The 18,573-nt window shown below is 36.7% G+C and carries 14 protein-coding genes; 6 read left to right on the top strand and 8 right to left on the bottom strand.

The annotated features are described in order from the left end of the window. Positions 1 to 2 precede the first annotated feature (2 nt). Positions 3 to 2,303: a GH92 family glycosyl hydrolase gene (locus tag RB604_RS09170; protein WP_055295089.1), complete on the bottom strand. Its 2,301-nt coding sequence runs from the start codon at positions 2,301 to 2,303 to the stop codon at positions 3 to 5. Positions 2,304 to 2,989: 686 nt separating this feature from the next. Next, a complete protein-coding gene (locus RB604_RS09165; RefSeq protein WP_005925210.1) occupies positions 2,990 to 4,030 on the bottom strand; it encodes a glycoside hydrolase family 43 protein in 1,041 nt (346 codons plus the stop codon). A 222-nt stretch (positions 4,031 to 4,252) separates the two neighbouring features. On the opposite strand from RB604_RS09165, the gene RB604_RS09160 reads away from it, so the two are divergent. Then, positions 4,253 to 6,817, top strand: a complete 2,565-nt coding sequence (locus RB604_RS09160; protein WP_021937389.1) for a hypothetical protein — start codon at positions 4,253 to 4,255, stop codon at positions 6,815 to 6,817. A 167-nt stretch (positions 6,818 to 6,984) separates the two neighbouring features. On the opposite strand, the gene RB604_RS09155 is transcribed toward RB604_RS09160, so the two are convergent. Continuing rightward, positions 6,985 to 7,590 carry a MarC family protein gene (locus tag RB604_RS09155; protein ID WP_005925215.1) on the bottom strand — a complete coding sequence of 202 codons (606 nt, stop codon included), beginning with the start codon at positions 7,588 to 7,590 and terminating at the stop codon, positions 6,985 to 6,987. Positions 7,591 to 7,819: 229 nt separating this feature from the next. Between RB604_RS09155 and RB604_RS09150 the strand changes: the two genes are divergently transcribed. Both RB604_RS09150 and RB604_RS09145 read left to right on the top strand, forming a co-directional pair. Then, positions 7,820 to 8,506 carry a Crp/Fnr family transcriptional regulator gene (locus RB604_RS09150; protein ID WP_021937388.1) on the top strand — a complete coding sequence of 229 codons (687 nt, stop codon included), beginning with the start codon at positions 7,820 to 7,822 and terminating at the stop codon, positions 8,504 to 8,506. Between the two features lie 62 nt (positions 8,507 to 8,568). Continuing rightward, positions 8,569 to 9,216, top strand: a complete 648-nt coding sequence (locus RB604_RS09145) for a porin family protein (protein WP_005925219.1) — start codon at positions 8,569 to 8,571, stop codon at positions 9,214 to 9,216. Between the two features lie 215 nt (positions 9,217 to 9,431). Here RB604_RS09145 and RB604_RS09140 read toward each other — a convergent pair whose 3' ends face one another. Next, a complete protein-coding gene (locus tag RB604_RS09140) occupies positions 9,432 to 10,232 on the bottom strand; it encodes a hypothetical protein (RefSeq protein ID WP_129648636.1) in 801 nt (266 codons plus the stop codon). A 432-nt stretch (positions 10,233 to 10,664) separates the two neighbouring features. Continuing rightward, positions 10,665 to 10,997: an NUMOD3 domain-containing DNA-binding protein gene (locus RB604_RS09135; RefSeq protein ID WP_007478564.1), complete on the bottom strand. Its 333-nt coding sequence runs from the start codon at positions 10,995 to 10,997 to the stop codon at positions 10,665 to 10,667. A 201-nt stretch (positions 10,998 to 11,198) separates the two neighbouring features. On the opposite strand from RB604_RS09135, the gene RB604_RS09130 reads away from it, so the two are divergent. Then, positions 11,199 to 12,674: a hypothetical protein gene (locus RB604_RS09130; protein WP_007478566.1), complete on the top strand. Its 1,476-nt coding sequence runs from the start codon at positions 11,199 to 11,201 to the stop codon at positions 12,672 to 12,674. Between the two features lie 102 nt (positions 12,675 to 12,776). Here the strand turns inward: RB604_RS09130 and RB604_RS09125 are convergent, their stop codons facing one another. Beyond that, positions 12,777 to 14,141: a tyrosine-type recombinase/integrase gene (locus tag RB604_RS09125; RefSeq protein WP_007478567.1), complete on the bottom strand. Its 1,365-nt coding sequence runs from the start codon at positions 14,139 to 14,141 to the stop codon at positions 12,777 to 12,779. Between the two features lie 223 nt (positions 14,142 to 14,364). Next, the gene (gene guaA / locus RB604_RS09120) at positions 14,365 to 15,888 is read right to left on the bottom strand and encodes a glutamine-hydrolyzing GMP synthase (protein WP_005925221.1); all 1,524 of its coding nucleotides are present in this window, start codon (positions 15,886 to 15,888) and stop codon (positions 14,365 to 14,367) included. A 122-nt stretch (positions 15,889 to 16,010) separates the two neighbouring features. On the opposite strand from guaA, the gene RB604_RS09115 reads away from it, so the two are divergent. Continuing rightward, entirely contained in the window at positions 16,011 to 16,760 is a 750-nt protein-coding gene (locus RB604_RS09115; protein WP_224203889.1) for a DUF5039 family protein, read from the top strand. 16 nt (positions 16,761 to 16,776) lie between these two features. Here RB604_RS09115 and mscL read toward each other — a convergent pair whose 3' ends face one another. Next, positions 16,777 to 17,220, bottom strand: a complete 444-nt coding sequence (gene mscL, locus RB604_RS09110; RefSeq protein WP_007478569.1) for a large-conductance mechanosensitive channel protein MscL — start codon at positions 17,218 to 17,220, stop codon at positions 16,777 to 16,779. 141 nt (positions 17,221 to 17,361) lie between these two features. Between mscL and gap the strand changes: the two genes are divergently transcribed. Continuing rightward, complete coding sequence (gap, locus tag RB604_RS09105) at positions 17,362 to 18,363, top strand: type I glyceraldehyde-3-phosphate dehydrogenase (protein ID WP_005925227.1); 1,002 nt, start codon at positions 17,362 to 17,364, stop codon at positions 18,361 to 18,363. Positions 18,364 to 18,573 lie beyond the last annotated feature (210 nt).

The following is an 18,573-nucleotide window of genomic DNA, read 5'->3' as shown; positions in this document are numbered from 1 at the left end:
TCTTATTTGTTTTCGTTAGTCAAAGAATAAGGGAAATCTTCATCATTTACTCCCCGCTGTGTATTTGGCGTATGGCTCATATTGAAATCAAGAACAGCACCGTTCATTAATTCCTCATGTTTCAACCAATTGTGGTTATATTCCTTACCGTTCATTTTCAAGGAACATATATATCTATTGTCATTTGTGTTGTCGGGAGCATTCAAAATAACCTGCTTTCCATTTTCCAGTGTAAGAATTGCTTTTTTAAAGAGAGGGGCTCCCATTACATACTCTCCTGAACCCGGACATACCGGGTAAAATCCTAAAGCAGAAAATATATACCAGGCAGAAGTCTGACCGTTATCTTCATCTCCACAATAGCCGTCCGGATAAGGGGTATACAGCTTATCCATTACCTCCCTTAACCAATATTGCGCTTTCCAAGGCTGTCCTGCATAATTATAAAGATAGATCATATGCTGAATAGGTTGGTTACCATGCGCATAATTGCCCATATTCATAATCTGCATCTCCTTTATTTCATGAATGCACTGCCCGTAATAACTGTCGTCGTAAATAGGAGGAACTACAAATACAGAATCCAGCATGGACACAAAGCTCTCCTTTCCTCCCATCAGATCGATAAGCCCCTGCACATCATGAAATACACTCCAGGTATAATGCCAACTGTTACCTTCCGTAAAGGCATCTCCCCATTTATACGGACTGAAAGGAGACTGAAACGTACCGTCTTCGTTCTTTCCGCGCATCAGTTTGCTCTCTTTATCAAAAACGAACCGATAGTTTTTACTTCTTTCCCGATAAAGGTCGATTTCTTCCTGCGGACGATTCAATTGTTGCGCTAATTTCATGATACACCAATCGTCATAAGCATATTCCAGGGTACGGGCCACATTTTCATTAATACCTACATTATAAGGTACATACCCCTGCCGATTATAATATTCATATCCTAATCTTCCGGTTGAAGGAACTTGTGGATGTACATGATTTGCCCCATGCAGTACGGCTTCATACAACAGTTCAATTTCTTCTGTCCGGCATCCTTTCAGATAAGCATCGGCCACCACAGAAGCTGAATTATTACCCACCATACAATGACGGTGTCCCGGACTGGCCCATTCGGGCAAAAAACCACTTTCTTTATAACTGTTTGCCAATCCCTCCTGAATTTCCTTGTTAACAGAAGGATACATCAAGTTCAAGAAGGGGAATAAAGCACGGAACGTATCCCAAAAACCGGTATCCGTATACATATACCCACTCTTCACTTCACCGTTGTAAGGACTGTAATGAACAATATTTCCGGATTTATCTATTTCATAAAACTTACGTGGAAACAACAAGGAACGATATAAGCAAGAGTAGAAAGTACGAAGTTGCTCATCCGTACCGCCTTCCACTCTTACTTTATCCATTACATCATTCCAAGCATTCCGGGCTGCTTCTTTTACCTCATTAAAATCTTTACTACCTATCTCTTCCAAATTCAACCAGGCCTGTTCTTCACTAATAAAAGAAGAACTGACCTTCACACCAATCTTTTCACCTTTGCTTGTCCTGAATCCTAATACAGCCCCGACATGGTTATCCTTTACCTCCTTTTTACCTTCTATAATTTTGTCTCCACTCCACACTTCTGCCGTGACGAAAGGTCTATCAAATTTCATCACGAAATAATTTTTAAAGTTATCCGGCACTCCTCCGCTATTCTTTGTTGTATAGCCGGTTATCGTGTTGTTCTCCTTATCTATCCGAATAAAAGAACCGTTATCAAATGCGTCTACCACGACATACGAATCTTCACTTTCCGGGAAAGTAAATCTAAAATAAGCAGAACGTTCTGTCGGAGTGATCTCCGTCTTTACATCGTGGTCAGCCAAATATACACTATAATAATAAGGTCTTGCCGTCTCAGCCTTATGAGAGAACCAGCTACCTCTCTCGTTTTGCAGAAACTTTTTATCCCCGGTCACCGGCATCAAAGAAAACTGCCCGTAATCATTAATCCACGGACTGGGCTGATGTGTCTGCTTAAATCCTTTTATCTTATCATCTGTATAACAATAGGTCCATCCATATCCCATATCTCCCGTTTGCGGTGTCCAGAAGTTCATTCCCCAAGGCAATGCAACGGCCGGGTAGGTATTACCTGTAGATAATGTAAATTTAGATTGTGTTCCGACTAACGGATTTACATAGTCAACCGGAGAAAAAGAAGTAGAGTCAGTAACCACCTCTTTACTTCTGCATGACACAAGTAAAATAGATAAGAATACAATTAAAGGAACTTTTTTCATGGTATCGTTTTTATTTTCGTTTGATGCAAAAGTAGGTTGATGCAATTAATAAAACCATTAACAGAACATTAATAATCGTGGCTACAGATACTTTCAGAACACATTTCCGGATTGAAAACATTAACAAGACATTAATCGCTTCCCATAGAAGAAGATTCTGTCGCATATATTCATTTTCCCTAATTACAATTCTCCATATTTAGCATTATCAATCACTCTTGCCACATATTAATTCTTGCTTTGCAAAGAATACATTTTCTAATAAGAAGGAATATATTCTTTGCCTAATAGGAGTGGAGAATATTTATATATAAAAGATCAAAGTTATCCTCAGATAACACACATGTAAACAATTCCGTCAAACAGAAAACAGAAGAAAAACAGAATCGGGAATTTTATAAGTAGAAAATTATCAACAAAACTCAAAATTAACAGTATATTGATTACCAATACATTATAAATTGATATTTTTCCTCTACGACAAACGACCCGTTCCTCTACGACTTTCAAGTCGTTCCTCGTAGAGGAAGGTTCTATCTCTCTACGGGGAAATTAATCAAAAATCCATAAGATATAACATCCGGGTATAGGCAAAAGAATAGGGAACACTTATTTTGTAAGAAAAAAACATGTTTTTCTTCAAAAGAAGCATTCCCTATCGACAAAGATATCCTATTGTTTCGTACTTAATCCGGAAGTCTATTTATACCTACACCTTTGAAAGTCATTTCCACCGGTTTAATAAAACCATTTTCATCAAAATACATACGGTCGATACAAACCTCCCTGTGATTCGGAGCTGTATCGCCCAACGGATGACGATGATAAACAATATACCACTCGTCCTTTCCCGGGATCTGAATCACCGAATGATGTCCCGCTCCTGTACCCACTTTTTCATCCTGCTGTAATATTTTTCCGATACGTTTGAACGGGCCGAATGGCGAATCTGCAATAGCATAAGCCACACTATAGTCCGAACCGCCCCAACTGCCTTCCGACCACATAAAATAATATTTATTATCCCGTTTCAACATAAAGGGACCTTCCACATAATTCTCGGGAGTGACAGATTTATAATACGAACCATCATCAAAAGGCACAAGACTTAATAAATCCGGACTCAGCTTCACCATATTACAATGATGCCAGCCACCATAATACATATAATAAGTACCATCATCATCTTTAAAAACAAACTGATCGATCGGCTGGGCACCATTCACAATTTTATCAATCAAAGGTCTGCCTAAAGCATCTTTAAAAGGACCGGCCGGATGATCGGCTACAGCCACCCCGATTCCCCCATACTGTTCGTCATTCTGGATATCATTACCGCCGAAAAACAGATAATATTTACCATTCGCCTGAACAACAGAAGGCGCCCATAAAGCAAACTCCAGCCATTTTATATTCTCAACAGACAATACTTTGGGATGTTTAGTCCAGTGTACCATATCCTTGGATGAAAAAGCATCCATATATGTCTGGATATTATAGACCTGATGGATGGCCCGCGTTTCTTTTTGCCATCCTGTAAAATCTGTACTATCAGCTCCGGGAGGAAGATCGGACAAGGTGGGATATATCCAATACTCATTATCAAAAACGACCCCTTCCGGATCGGCATACCACCCCTCCACAATAGGATTACCGCTAAACTCTTTTTTATCACCACATGCTACCAAGAATAGCATCAACCCCAATACTGTAACAACATTTTTCATATTTCTTTCTTTAATTAACAAGTAGCAAAAATAATCATCAACCGTTAACAAAGGTATTAATAATTCATTAATAAATCTTTTCCAAGCCCAAGCAGGGATGTGCTGAGCATTAACATTTTATTAATTTTTATAATCCCGCAAAGGGTCTTACAAAAATATAAATCTTTTTTTTGCAAATCTCATAAAGCATATTACCTTTGCATAGAAACAACCGCGAGTATTATGCAAAAAACGATTATTTTTCTGCTCTTAATATTAAAATCGATACTACTTGAATCACAAAATATTTCATCCGGATTATATTTTGCCGCCCATAGTGCCATTAAAGAAGAGAGGACTTCTTTAACACTGTCTCCCGATTTTGATGCCTCAAAAGGCTTTACACTGGATTTCGACATTAAGTTCAGATCAGAAGAACATAATTACGGATATGTCTTCAGAATCATAATTGATGACGAAAGAAGTTTCGATTTAATAGCCAATATCACCCCGGGAAAGAAAACGTTGAATCTGATAGAAGGTAACAATGTCTATCTGGCTCTCGACGAAGAGCTGCTCAAGCAATATACATGGAACAAATGGGTGCATATCCGATGTTCCATTTATCCGGACAGTCTCCGGCTTATTTTCGATAACGAAGCACTGCAGGACCAGTATGAACCCATAAATATCAAAAACGTGAAATTCTATTTCGGATATTCCGATCACGAAAAATTTCACTCTTCGGACGTTCCTCCGATGTCTATACGTAATATAAAAATTACAAATGACAAAAATACAACAATTGCATACTGGCCACTGAAAGAACATCAGCCATACTCCTGTTCGGACAGCCTGCATCACATTCCGGCCAAAGTAACCAATCCCACATGGGAGATAAACAAACATACCAAATGGGTAAAAGAAAAAACATTGGAGTTGCCGATATATACACAAATCTGTCATGCTCCTTCGAAAGGCGCCATCTACTTTGCCAATAGTTCATCTGTTCTCGCCTATTCGACTACCGACAACACACTGAATACGATTTATCCTGTTCACGGAGTTCCATATACGGAAATAAACAACCAACTTATTTACCATCCGTATTACAATGAGTTATGGTCATATGATTTCGATACCCCGCAATGGATATCCATTTTCAATTTTGAGAACAAAACATGGACAAACGATGACCGTGTAATAAAGAATCCGGAGTATTCGCAACACAATGCTTTTATATCCCCCTATGATTCCTGCCTGTATATCTTTGGCGGATACGGCAACTATCGGTATAAGAACCAGATACGCAAAAAGAACCGTATACAGGATAATTGGAAAACAGTGTCGTATAGTGAAGAAATACCTCCGCGTTATCTGAGCGGATCAGGCTATAAAAACAAAGATACGTTGCTGATATTCGGTGGATGCGGCAACCCACAAGGGAAACAGGAGTTAGGGGTCGTCAATTACTACGATCTCTATGCAATAGACATCAATACATTCAAAACCAATAAATTATGGTCTATTCCCGGCGATGCAAAAAATTTCGTTATCGGTAATAACATTGTTGTAGATGAGAAAAACAATAAGCTGTATGCCTTATGTTTTCCGAACGACTGCTCGAACAGCTACATCCTATTAAGATCTTTCGACCTGGATAGCGGAAAGAACAGCACGAACTATGCAGATACCATTCCTTTCTCCTTCAACGATGTAAATTCATTCTGCACACTTTATTACGATTCATTACAGTCACAACTATATGCAGTGACCAATTATAATCACAACAATCAATCAAACATTGACATTTATTCATTGGCTTACCCGCCTTTAAAAATAGAAGATACGCTGCAAGCAGATACAGAACGTAAAGCATATTCTGCATTAACAAAATTCTTTATAGGGCTGGGAATCTGCATGATTGCAGGTATGGGTTGTATCTACTTCTGTTACCGGAAAAGAAGAAAAAAAGGAAGTTTTTCTCCCGATTCTCCAACCACTACAGCCACAGACGGTCTCCACGAAGAAACTTCGGAAGAAGAAAGTTACAAGCCCCAGCCAACAGCTCACAAAAAATCATCTATTCTTTTTCTGGACGGATTTCAAGTATGGGACAAAAATGGAACAGATATCACCAAATCATTCACTCCCATCTTGAAACAGTTGCTGATTCTCATCATATTATACAGCGTGAATAATAAGAAAGGTATTTCGAACGTCACTCTGCGGGAACTGCTTTGGTTTGATAAAATGGATGAAAGTGCCCAAAACAACCGACGGGTGAACATTCGGAAACTAAAACTCTTACTGGAAAAACTGGATGGTGCCGAACTTGTGAAAGAAAGTACCTATTGGTCTGTCAAGTTTACTCAAACTTACTGCGACTATATAGAAGTATGTAACTTTATAGACAGAGTAAAAAACAATGAGCCGATCACAGCAGCCAACATCCATGATCTGCCTTTAAACTTGCTATCAGGTCAATTATTACCATACGTTCAAACAGACTGGCTGGATTCTTTCAAGTCCAATTATGCTAATTCCGTATTGGACGCGGCAATCAGCCTATCCAAACAAGACTATATAAAGGAAAACAATGAATTACTAATTCAGATAGCCAACAGCATGTTTGCGCATGATAAAACAGACGAATATGCGTTAATTCTCAAATGCCAGGCACTGTATAAAAATGGCAGAACCAGCTTGGCCAAAACCACATTCGACACATTCTGCAATGAATATAAAGCAATGCTGAATACGGATTATTCAAAAACATTCAATGAAGTAATCAATTGTCAACTATAATCTCAGTCTGGCATAAAAGCCCATAAAAAAACGTATGCTCTTGTTTTGCAGACAAGAGCATACGTTTTACTGACAAAATATTTCCAAATGCTTATTTAAAAGTTCTATTTTCCTCTTAAACAAGACTCTGTTTTCTAAAACGAAAGATTCTTCGGAAAGATTCCTTTTTATGGCAAATGCTTCTGCAACGCCTCTACCATCAAGGTTATATTACTCATAAACAGCTTTACGGAAATAGCTAACAAAATAATCCCGAAAAACTTACGAATGATATAAATACCGCCTTTTCCAAGAAAACGCTCTACCCGCCCTGTCATACTCACCACAAAATACACCCAAATCATATTCAGCACCAAGGCTATGATGATATTAACACTGGCATATTCCGCACGCAATGACAACAGAGTAGTAAAAGCACCGGCACCGGCCAAAAGCGGAAAGACAAGCGGCACCAATGTAGCTTCTTTAATGGGTCCCTGATTCTTGAATATTTCGACATCGAGAATCATCTCCAAAGACATCAGGAATATGACGAAAGCACCGGCCACAGCAAAAGACTCGATATCTACATGAAAAAGCTTCAACATCATATCGCCGGCATAAAAGAATCCGATCAGCAGAACGAATGAAATTACGGTTGCCTTCATTGCGTTTACATCTTTTCCTTTCTCCTTCAAATTGATTATGATTGGAATAGAGCCTATAATATCGATTACAGCAAACAATACGATAAACGCACTGATCATCTGTTGAAAATTAAAATCTGCAAACATATTTCCTCCTTTCTTTTTTGCAAAGATAATCTATTTTTATGCATTTCGCAATATTTCTTTTCTTGAATCAGAAACAGTTTTGATTCAAAAAAAGAAATCCTATAAAATCAAAACAGTTTCTCAGTACGTTCAATTAAGAAATAATAAAAAAAACAAAAAGAGTACCGGAATGGTTACAGCAAGCTTTGATTATAGTTACATTTGTCTCAAATTTAGAAGATTACACTATATGGAGACGATGTTTGACACTTTGCTGCAATTGCCTTTATTCCAAGGGCTTTGCCATGAAGATTTTACAAATATACTGGAGAAAGTAAAACTGCATTTCACTAAGCATAAAGCCGGAGATGTGATTGTAAAAAGCGGAACTCCGTGTGATAAATTAATCTTTTTACTAAAAGGGGAAATATCCTTGCAAACCACTTCGAAAGATGGATTTCTTACTTTTATAGAACATGTAGAAGCTCCTTATGTCATTGAGCCACATGCTTTATTCGGTATGAATCTGAGTTATGTATCTTCTTATGTAGCCCGTACAGAAGCACATTCCATAAGTATCAGCAAATCTTTTGTTCTTTCCAATCTGCTCAAATATGATATATTCCGCCTTAATTACATGAATATCATCAGTAATCGGGCACAAAACATGCACGCCCGCTTATGGGAAAAAGCACCTGTGGATATTGAAGATAAAATTATCCGGTTCATACTTACCCATACGGAAAAACCGATAGGTGAAAAGATTATGAAAATCAAGATGGACGATTTCGCCCGTTGTGTCGATGATGCACGGTTAAATGTATCCAGAACTCTAAACACCTTGCAAGAACAGGAACTGTTGAAACTGCACCGGAAAGAAATCATTATCCCGGATGTTGCAAAGCTTGCCATGTGGAATGAAGAAAGACAGAAATAAAGGCAGTTTCCAATAAAGCCGACACGACAAAACGACAATCGCATTCTTTAAATAAATACAATATGAAAAAAATCATTCTGCTTGTTGCACTGACAAGCCTGTCTTTCATAATAAAAGCACAAACCTGTTTTGGAGTTCACACGGGATTAAATTACTCTACCTTTTCGGAAATTAAGGAACTGACAGATAATTCGCCTTATCTCTGCGGATTACATCTTGGTGTTTTTATGAATTACAGAATAAATAACATCATCGATTTTCAACCCGAAATAAATTATGCACAAAAAGGCTATAAATGGAGCATCGACTACACAACCTTCCCTAATGATATTTCCAAAAAGATAAGAATAAATTTCAAATACAATTTCATTGAAATTCCTGCATTATTCAAATTCTTCATCGGTCAGAATTTTAATATCAGTATAGGCCCCCAGTTAGACTTGTGTTTAAATAGAAAGATTGCAGTAAAAGAAGGAGAAGAAGTTGTCAATGAAGGTCAGAATGGCAAAGGGTATTATCCTGGCTATCATCGTATCAGTCTTTCATTAACCGGAGGTATAGGATATGATTTCAAAAATGGAATCATGTTATCTGCCAGATACAGCAACGGGCTTACTTCAATAGACAAAGATAACATGTCGTCCAGAACAAGCAGAAACTTTCTGTTCGCCATAGGATATAAAATATTTAAGTTACCATCCAAAAAATAAAATCAGTTATACAAAAAAATCAGCTATTCACTTTTGCAAACAGCTGATTTTTCATGCTCTGAAGAGAGATTATATTGATAATCAAAAGTTTTCTTATTCCCACTCAATTATTTAGAGTATATCATTCATCCTTTATATGAGACAAATATACACATTTAAAATAAATTGGTGTCAAAAATTGGTGTCAAAAGTTCAAATTTAACAGAAAACACTCATTAATCTGGAAATATAGAAAAATAGAAATCTCCATTTATGTATAATCTAATCCGTTCGTTACGAGTTTCCAACAAGTAAGGTGTTTTAATCGGTTCAGAAGGCTTATGGTCAAAAGTTATTATTATTTCATTTTCATTTATCACCCACGAAAAAGGATAATCTTTATACATCCACATATCAGAACCACCAACATATCCCCCAAATCCACAACAAAACTCAATACCTCGACCATCCTTTGAAAAATAAAAAACTCCCCCTTCGTAATCTTTACGTGGTTTAGGGTTAGTATTATCTACACGACTTATTGACAATTCATTTTTATAATCTGTTTTAGTACTAGTAGACAAATTCCAATAACCCACAGTTAAGAATCTTTTTGCATCAGTAACATCTAAATTTCCACTTTTCCTAAAAGTGCATATAACATCTCCCATATTCATTTTTAAAGTACTATCACTTAGAAGCAATATATTAAAAACGGTATCAAAAGAAGTCAAAGTAACAGCACTACCTACAATATTCCATTGACAGTCCCCACCTGATGGCCCCCCAATGCCAGAATATGAACATTTATCTGAACCAAAAGTTATAAACCCTCCTATCATATCATATTCATTAACTATCTTTGCTGTATTACTCTCCCAATCTACAAGAACCCATTCCCCCATTATTTTTTGAGGATAATCATTCTCTGAATAAGGCCCTTCATTTTTCTCACCCTCGTCATCTTTGGAACAAGATACAACAACAAATCCCAATAATACTAACAACAGATAAACTGGAAACTTTATTTTTTTCATAAATAACATAAAGTTGTGCCTTCCAAGTTCTATAAAGGCGGTTAGAAAAAAAGAAGCGTGAACTTGCTAGATTATTTGTCAATGAGGTCTTCGACTACCTGTGGCGCAAACAAAATAGCAGTCCACGCCTTTTTATGTATATAATAGAGATATACACAAAAGGAGGACGTTCTATTTTATCCCTGCGCCATTGAAAGTGTCGAAGTTTCATTGACAGAAATAAGCTAAACGCTCTTATTTATATAACATTGCAAAAGCAATGGCGCAAAAATAAGAAAAATTTAGCAAAAACCTCCATTCGTGGACTGTTTATCGCAACAAAAATAGTTTCAAAAATAATTAGCACAATAGAAAAGTTTCAAAAATAATAATCATAAATACAACACACAGTTATTATTTCAATTATCTCATTGATAATTAAAAGAATAATATTTATGACACATTTACGGAACGTGTTTCTTCCTCTATCATACACTTTAATAACTTCTCAAAACCTCTTTCACAAACTATTATCGTTTTTATGCCTTTATCTGATAATAGCTTTATAGCAGAAGATATATCATTATCAACGTCTAAATATATCCACTCCTCTATTCCTTCTAAATTTGGTATAGTTTTTAACTTAGCCCACCTCTTTTTCATACTTTGAGCTATCTTTGCTTTCGTTTCTTCCGTATGCCTTTTATTAAACATACCGTTTCTTCCTCCTTGGTGACTAAGGCTCTGACGATATTTAGTAGCCTCTGCAGAATTATACTGTTCCATTTCTTAAAAAATTGCAATATTATTATTAAACTAATTGAACTTAGTCCATAATTATAATTATCTTATTCTTTGGTTTTCTTACTTATTTTGTATACATTTGTTAAAAAGCTGATTTCTTACCATTTCCTTACAGCTTCAATTAAGGTAAAACCGTATTAACGTGGAAATGGCTAAATAATCCTGTTACAAAAAACTATTAACATGATTTCAGATGAAGAAAAAGAAGTATATGACTTCCGTATTAATCTAAGTGTCTCTAAAGAGAATTATATGGAAAAACCAAATTTTAAAGCTGTTCGATACCAAAAGAAAACAAATTTGTCTATCCATGACTATGCTTCACTTATTCTAAAAGGATATTGCTTTTGCCATCTCTATAACACCTCACTTGCAGAATTTGGACAAAGAGAAAAAACTATAAGCAACTTCCAACAGACAAACTTTCTCTGGTTAGATGTGGATAATGCAACTTTAAAAATGGATGAGGCATTAAGCCTTTTAACTTACAAGCCTAATCTTGCATATACAACTATGAGTAATAATATTGAGGGCAAAGGTTATCGTTTTAGATTCATATATTTGACCAATTTCACAATACAATCAAATGATGAATATATATTTTTTCTAAATTTGTTAATAAATAGTATTACAAATGATATTGGACAATCTATTTTATCAAATTTAGATAATAAATGCTGGAATACGAGTCAGCAAATGTTAGGAGGCAAATCAAATTCTCTGATTCGCTTAAACAAAGCCTATTTGTTTTCTAGAAATATATTTGATAATATTCAATCTAATATAGAAGTAAAAGATTATATCTCTAATAAGTGTACTCATTCCTCTAAATTGAAGAATAAAAGAAGAGAGAAGGCAGTTACCCAAAATATAGAAATGAGCACACTACGTAAAAATGTTCTTGAACTTTACAAAAGCAACTTTCATATTGACTTATCTAATGTAAATACAGCAACATTAGACCCTCAAATGATATACAGTGATATTAGTGAACAAGATATATATGAGTTAAAATTTTTATTAGACAAAAACAAACAAGAAAAGAAAATAACAAAAGGACATCGCAATAAAACATTGTTCTACCATGCTATCGTATTGAGAAATATAAAGCCAGATATTAGCGTTGAAGAACTTGCGTGTACGTTATATTGGATATACCAACATAAATACGAAGTATCAACTGATTTATCAATAACTAATATCTGTAAAACAGCTCTAAATGTCATGAAGCTTGATAGCTCTACAGAATCATTCAAAAAAGCTGGAAAGCGTAAATATCTTATAAATCCCATATATAAAGCTTTACCAATTGAACTAAAGCGAAAGGAATTAGGAAAAGCTAGACGTAAAAAAAGAAACGAATATATATTATCAAATTTTGATTGTAACAAAACAATAGAAGAAAATGCTAAAGAGCTTAATATTGCAGCATCTACCATTTATGCCGCCTTTAAAGAGAATAAGATAGAAAAAAGAAACGATACAAAATTTCAAAATTTCCTAGAAGCCTACTGGAATAATCATGGCGCAAGTATACGAGAACTAGCTAAATTAACTAAATTAGCCACATCCACAATTCAAAGATACTTGCAACGTATTCACTCCTCAACAACAGAGAAACATTCCAAATCACACAATAATATGAAAATGAGGGCCTAAAATTGCCCTCATTTTTTTACTGGAAAATTTTTCTATAGAAGATTCACACAGCAAACCGATAGCTCATATATTGAAGTAGTCTCAATTTAAAAGAAAAGTAGTTCAATCCGACGTTTTAGTCCAGTTTTTTGCCATAATTTTAGCATGTTCCTCTCTACTAACCTTAATATACTTCATGAAATTATCTTCGGTTCTATGACCTGTAATCGCCATAATCGTAAGAGTAGGTATTCCTCTCAAAAATTGATTAGTCGCAAAACTACGACGCCCCGTATGATTCATGATAAATCGATATTTTGGTTCTCTATAAATAACACTTTTTCCCCTCTTAATTCTTCTAATAACTGTAGGAGTATCTATTTTTGCAAGTTCCCCACATTTACGAATATGAGAAAGACTGTGTGATTTATCTATAGAATGAGGTAATACTCCTTTATACTTCTCTATGATTTTTTTAACTATAGGATGCATAGGAATCGCAACAAGGCTATCGGTTTTAGATGTTGGAACTTTTAAAATGCCCTCATCTATTAGAATAGCAGCTTTATGCAAATTAGTTAGGTCACCAAAACGTAACCCTGTCCAACATGCAATTACAAATAAATCTCGAGATATTTCTATTTTACTTTTAGAGTCTATTTGAGCCTTGATTTCTTCACTATTAAAATCTAAATTATAAATTCGTTCTATCTCTTCCTCATTTAAATAGATATTATCAACATCATAAGTTTTGGTTGGCCAATGGTTAACGGACGTATTTTCTATCAATTTATCTTCTTTTGCAACTTTCAGCCAAACTTTCATGATTGAAAATTGAGAAGCAAGCGTATTAGCTGCATATCCTTTTTCAATCACAAACCATTCTTCAAAATCATCTTCAAAGAATTTATCAAATAGCTCCCATTTCAAATTTTTCTTCCTATCAGTACAATATTGTAAAAGCCGTTTTAGAGCATTATTATGATTATAAACAGTCCCCTTATCTATTTGTAACCCTGTAGTACGATTTATAGAAGTCTTTTTCTTCTCTATATAATGCCTAATAAATTCTTCTGGTTTTTTTTCAAAAGTAGACTCAATACCATGAATCTTATTTTTCATAAACTCTTCAAAAGTCTGTTTTGTAAATTCAATAGGTTTACTATTAAAATTCTCAACCGTTATCAACTTTGCATACTCCCGACAATAATCAAGTATAGCATCCAACCGCTTATTTATTCTTCTATTTTCATCTAGTACAACCCTTCCCCATTGACTATTCTCAATGGCTCGTTCACCTAATTCAGTACGATTAGATTTTTGCCAATATTGCTCTTCTATCCGTTCACCTGTAAATACACGGCATCGGTCACCCTTAATAGTAGCTGTCAGCCATATTTGTCTCTTTTCACTACCATGTTTTTTTACTAAATTAAAATTCACCTTCATTTTGAAGTGTTTTCCAACCATAATTTCATTCGTAATCATGCTTTATTGCTTTTAGTGGTTAAACTTTGGATGAGCAATACAACTCAAAGATAATAATTTGGTGTCAAAAGTTGGTGTCAAAAATTGGTGCTACTTTAAATTACATAACTTTTTAACTTTTCTCAAATCTTCTTTCATAGCACATATACGCCACATATTACTAATAAAATAGCCTCATCGAAAGGATGAGGCTACTTATGTTTTAGTGACGAAAACCACTTTTTTATTCCCACTCAATAGTTGCAGGCGGTTTGGAACTGATATCATAGGTTACACGATTCACCCCTTTTACCTTATTTATTATATCGTTGGAAACTTTACCCAAAAAGTCGTAAGGTAAATGTGCCCAATCGGCAGTCATCGCATCGGTAGATGTCACGGCACGCAAAGCAACAGCTCTTTCATAAGTACGCTCATCTCCCATCACACCCACAGACTGAACCGGCAGCAAGATTACACCTGCCTGCCATACCTGGTCATACAATCCCCAATCTCTCAATCCCTGAATAAAAATATCATCGGCATCTTGCAGGATACGTACTTTTTCCGGAGTAATATCCCCCAAAATACGTACTGCCAATCCTGGACCCGGGAACGGATGACGCGTAATCAAATGTTCGGGCATCCCCAACTCACGACCTACACGGCGAACTTCATCCTTAAACAACAAGCGAAGCGGTTCGCACAGTTTAAGATGCATCTTTTCGGGCAATCCGCCTACATTGTGATGACTCTTGATCACCGTACCCGTGATAGACAACGACTCGATGCAATCGGGATAAATAGTTCCTTGTGCCAACCATTTCACATCTTTCAATTTATGAGCTTCCGCATCAAATACATCGATAAAACCTTTACCTATTATCTTGCGTTTACGTTCCGGCTCGGTAATACCTTCCAATTCCGCAAAAAACTTAGCACTGGCATCCACACCGATTACATTCAAACCGAGACACTCATAATCGTGCATCACATTCTTGAACTCGTTTTTACGAAGCATACCGTGATCCACAAAGATACAAGTCAGATTCTTACCGATCGCCTTATTCAGCAAAACAGCAGCTACCGAAGAATCCACTCCGCCGCTCAAACCCAACACAACCTTGTCATCACCCAACTGTGCCTTCAGCTCGGCAACCGTACTTTCGATGAACGAAGCCGGAGACCAGTCCTGTTTGCAACCGCAAACATCCACTACGAAATTTTTCAGAATCTGCGTACCGTCTTCACTGTGGTATACCTCCGGATGGAACTGCACGCCCCACACCTGTTCACCCTCAATCTGATAAGCAGCAATTTCCACTTTGTCGGTAGAAGCGATCTTCTTGAAGTTTGAAGGAATAGCCGTAATCGTATCTCCATGGCTCATCCACACCTGAGTATTTTCTTTCACCCCTTTGAACAAAACATTGTCCTTACAGAAAGAAGTCAGATGTGCACGACCATACTCACGCGTACCAGCCGGTTCTACTTTCCCGCCATTGGTATAGGCCATAAACTGCGCACCGTAGCAAATACCCAAAATAGGATATTTACCCCGTATCTCGCTCAAATCTACCTTGAACGCGCTTTCATCATATACCGAGAAAGGACTTCCGGAAAGAATCACACCTTTTACACTTTCATCTCCTTTGGGAAATTTGTTGTAGGGAACAATTTCACAATACGTATCCAGCTCGCGTACACGACGACCGATAAGCTGCGTAGTCTGCGACCCGAAATCAAGGATTATTATTTTTTCCTGCATATAAATGGTTGGATTTTGAATAAATTATCTGCAAAAGTATAAAAAACTATGCAATCTACTTGAACAAATAGTAAGAATTTCTATTCTTGCAGATAAAACAAGCCACAAAAAGTACTAATACCATGAAGAACTCCACCATTATACTATTGTTTACAGCCTGTATCGGATGCTCCGAACTCTTCCCGCTTTCTGCTCAGGAAACCAAGAAAGGAACAATACCTGCAAAATGTATCACTTCTGAAAAGCAAATGCAACAATTAGAAGAATCGTTGAACAACATCAGTGCCGATTTACAAAAAAAAGAATTGGAGTTCAGTTGGTTACTTACTGAAAGATACCTGAATTATTGTGATAAAACCAACAAACACATTAATATTACCAAAGATGACTATCTGAAGATTCTGACTTTTGAAAGAAAGCCGGAAGATTTGAAAGTGTTAGAAGACACTTACGAAAATGCTAAAAAGGAACTGCAAGAACTCCTGAATTCAGATAAAGAATATACCAGATTATATACCTCACTCAAAGAGAGCGTCAACGAAGAAGCACGCAAACAAGCCAGTGCCGCTCTAAGCAATTATTACTCACGCCGTTGGAGTGACAATGAGACATACAAAAACTTACGGAACAAAGAACAAAAAACTCTCAGACAATATCGTATTGAAACAGTGCGTTATGCACTCAATGAATGCAAAGCCCAACAACAAGTCATGTCTACCCGATTCATTGATTACGGCGACCGGGAAAATATTCTGTCATCAGACTCTGCACTTAGACAACTGTCTGTAGAAATCAGATTACTAAAAGACCTGCAACAAGAAACCATCCGGAAATACCAACAACTGAAATATAAAGTCAGCATTCCGGAGTAACCGTTTCGGTTTATACTCATTTCTTATTTTGTTCTTTCAGCAGGTCACGTATCTCGGTCAACAGCACTTCTTCTTTCGTCGGAGCCGGTGGTGCGGGAGGGGTTACAGGCGCAGCAGCTTCTTTCTTTGTGGTCAGTTTTGTCAGCAAACGTATAAATAAGAATATGGAAAAGGCAATGATCAAGAAATCAAAAGTAGCCTGCAAGAAGTTACCATAATTCAAGGTTACGGCAGCGATTTCTTTTCCATCCACCACTTCGGCCGGCTTCATCACCCATTTCAAATCCGTAAAGTTCACTCCGCCCACCAATAGACCGAGAGGAGGCATTATCACATCGGCAACCACCGATGATACTATTTTACCAAACGCGCCGCCAATGATAACACCGACAGCCATATCGATTACATTTCCCTTCATGGCAAAAGCCTTAAAGTCCTGTAAAAAAGTACTCTTTCCCATCTTTTTTTATATTTAATATTAATTTAATGTGCGAATATAAAAACATTTTCTTACTTTTGCACCGCATTTAAAAGATAAAACAAATGCAAGTTCGAAATATATTTGGACAATATAATAAAAACCCTTAAAAGTTTAAACAAAATGATTAAAGTAGGTATTAACGGTTTCGGCCGTATCGGACGTATGGTGTTCCGTGCTGCAGTAAAAAACTTTGGTAACGATATTCAGATCGTAGGTATCAATGACTTGTTGGATGCTGACTACTTGGCATATATGCTGAAGTATGACTCAGTACACGGTCGTTTTGATGGTGAAGTTGCTGTAGAAGACGGCGCTTTGATTGTAAACGGTAATAAAATCCGTCTGACTGCAGAGATGGATCCTGCTAATTTGAAATGGAACGAAGTTGACGCTGACGTTGTTGTTGAATCAACTGGTTTCTTCCTGACAGACGAAACAGCTCGCAAACATATCCAGGCTGGTGCAAAGAAAGTAATCATGTCTGCTCCTTCTAAGGATGCTACTCCTATGTTCGTATATGGCGTTAACAGCGACACTTACGCAGGTCAGGACATCATCTCTAACGCTTCTTGTACTACTAACTGCTTGGCTCCTATCGCTAAAGTATTGAACGACAAGTTCGGTATCGTTAAAGGTTTGATGACTACAGTTCACGCTGCTACTGCAACTCAGAAAACAGTAGACGGTCCTTCTAAGAAAGACTGGAGAGGTGGTCGTGGTATCCTTGAAAACATCATCCCTTCTTCAACAGGTGCTGCTAAAGCCGTAGGTAAAGTATTGCCGGTATTGAACGGTAAACTGACTGGTATGGCATTCCGTGTTCCGACTTCTGACGTTTCTGTAGTTGACTTGACAGTAGTTCTGGAAAAACCGGCTACAATGGCAGAAATCAACGCTGCTATGAAAGAAGCTTCTGAAGGCGAATTGAAAGGTATTTTGGGTTACACTGAAGATGCAGTTGTTTCAACTGACTTCCGTGGTTGCGCTAATACTTCAATCTACGATGCTAAAGCCGGTATTTCTTTGGATTCTAACTTCGCTAAAGTTGTTTCTTGGTATGACAACGAATGGGGTTATTCAAACAAAGTTTGTGAAATGGCTCGCGTTATCGCTAAAAAATAATCATTTACAATATGATTTTTCAAGAAGCTGCTTCGGGAGACCGGAGCAGCTTTTTTTTATCCGGAAGCGAAATAAAATCAATACTTTGTTAAAAAGGGAACCATTCCTATCCTAAGTATCTACTATTTTAGTAATTTTGTAGTTCATAAGCCATTAGTCGGCTTATTCTTATCAGATTCACATGAGAAGATTAAATGTCACATTCGTTTT

It is taken from the genome of Bacteroides salyersiae, from assembly GCF_031172035.1.
GTDB classification, from domain to species: Bacteria; Bacteroidota; Bacteroidia; order Bacteroidales; family Bacteroidaceae; genus Bacteroides; species Bacteroides salyersiae.
This window is presented reverse-complemented; position numbering and strand designations above follow the sequence as displayed.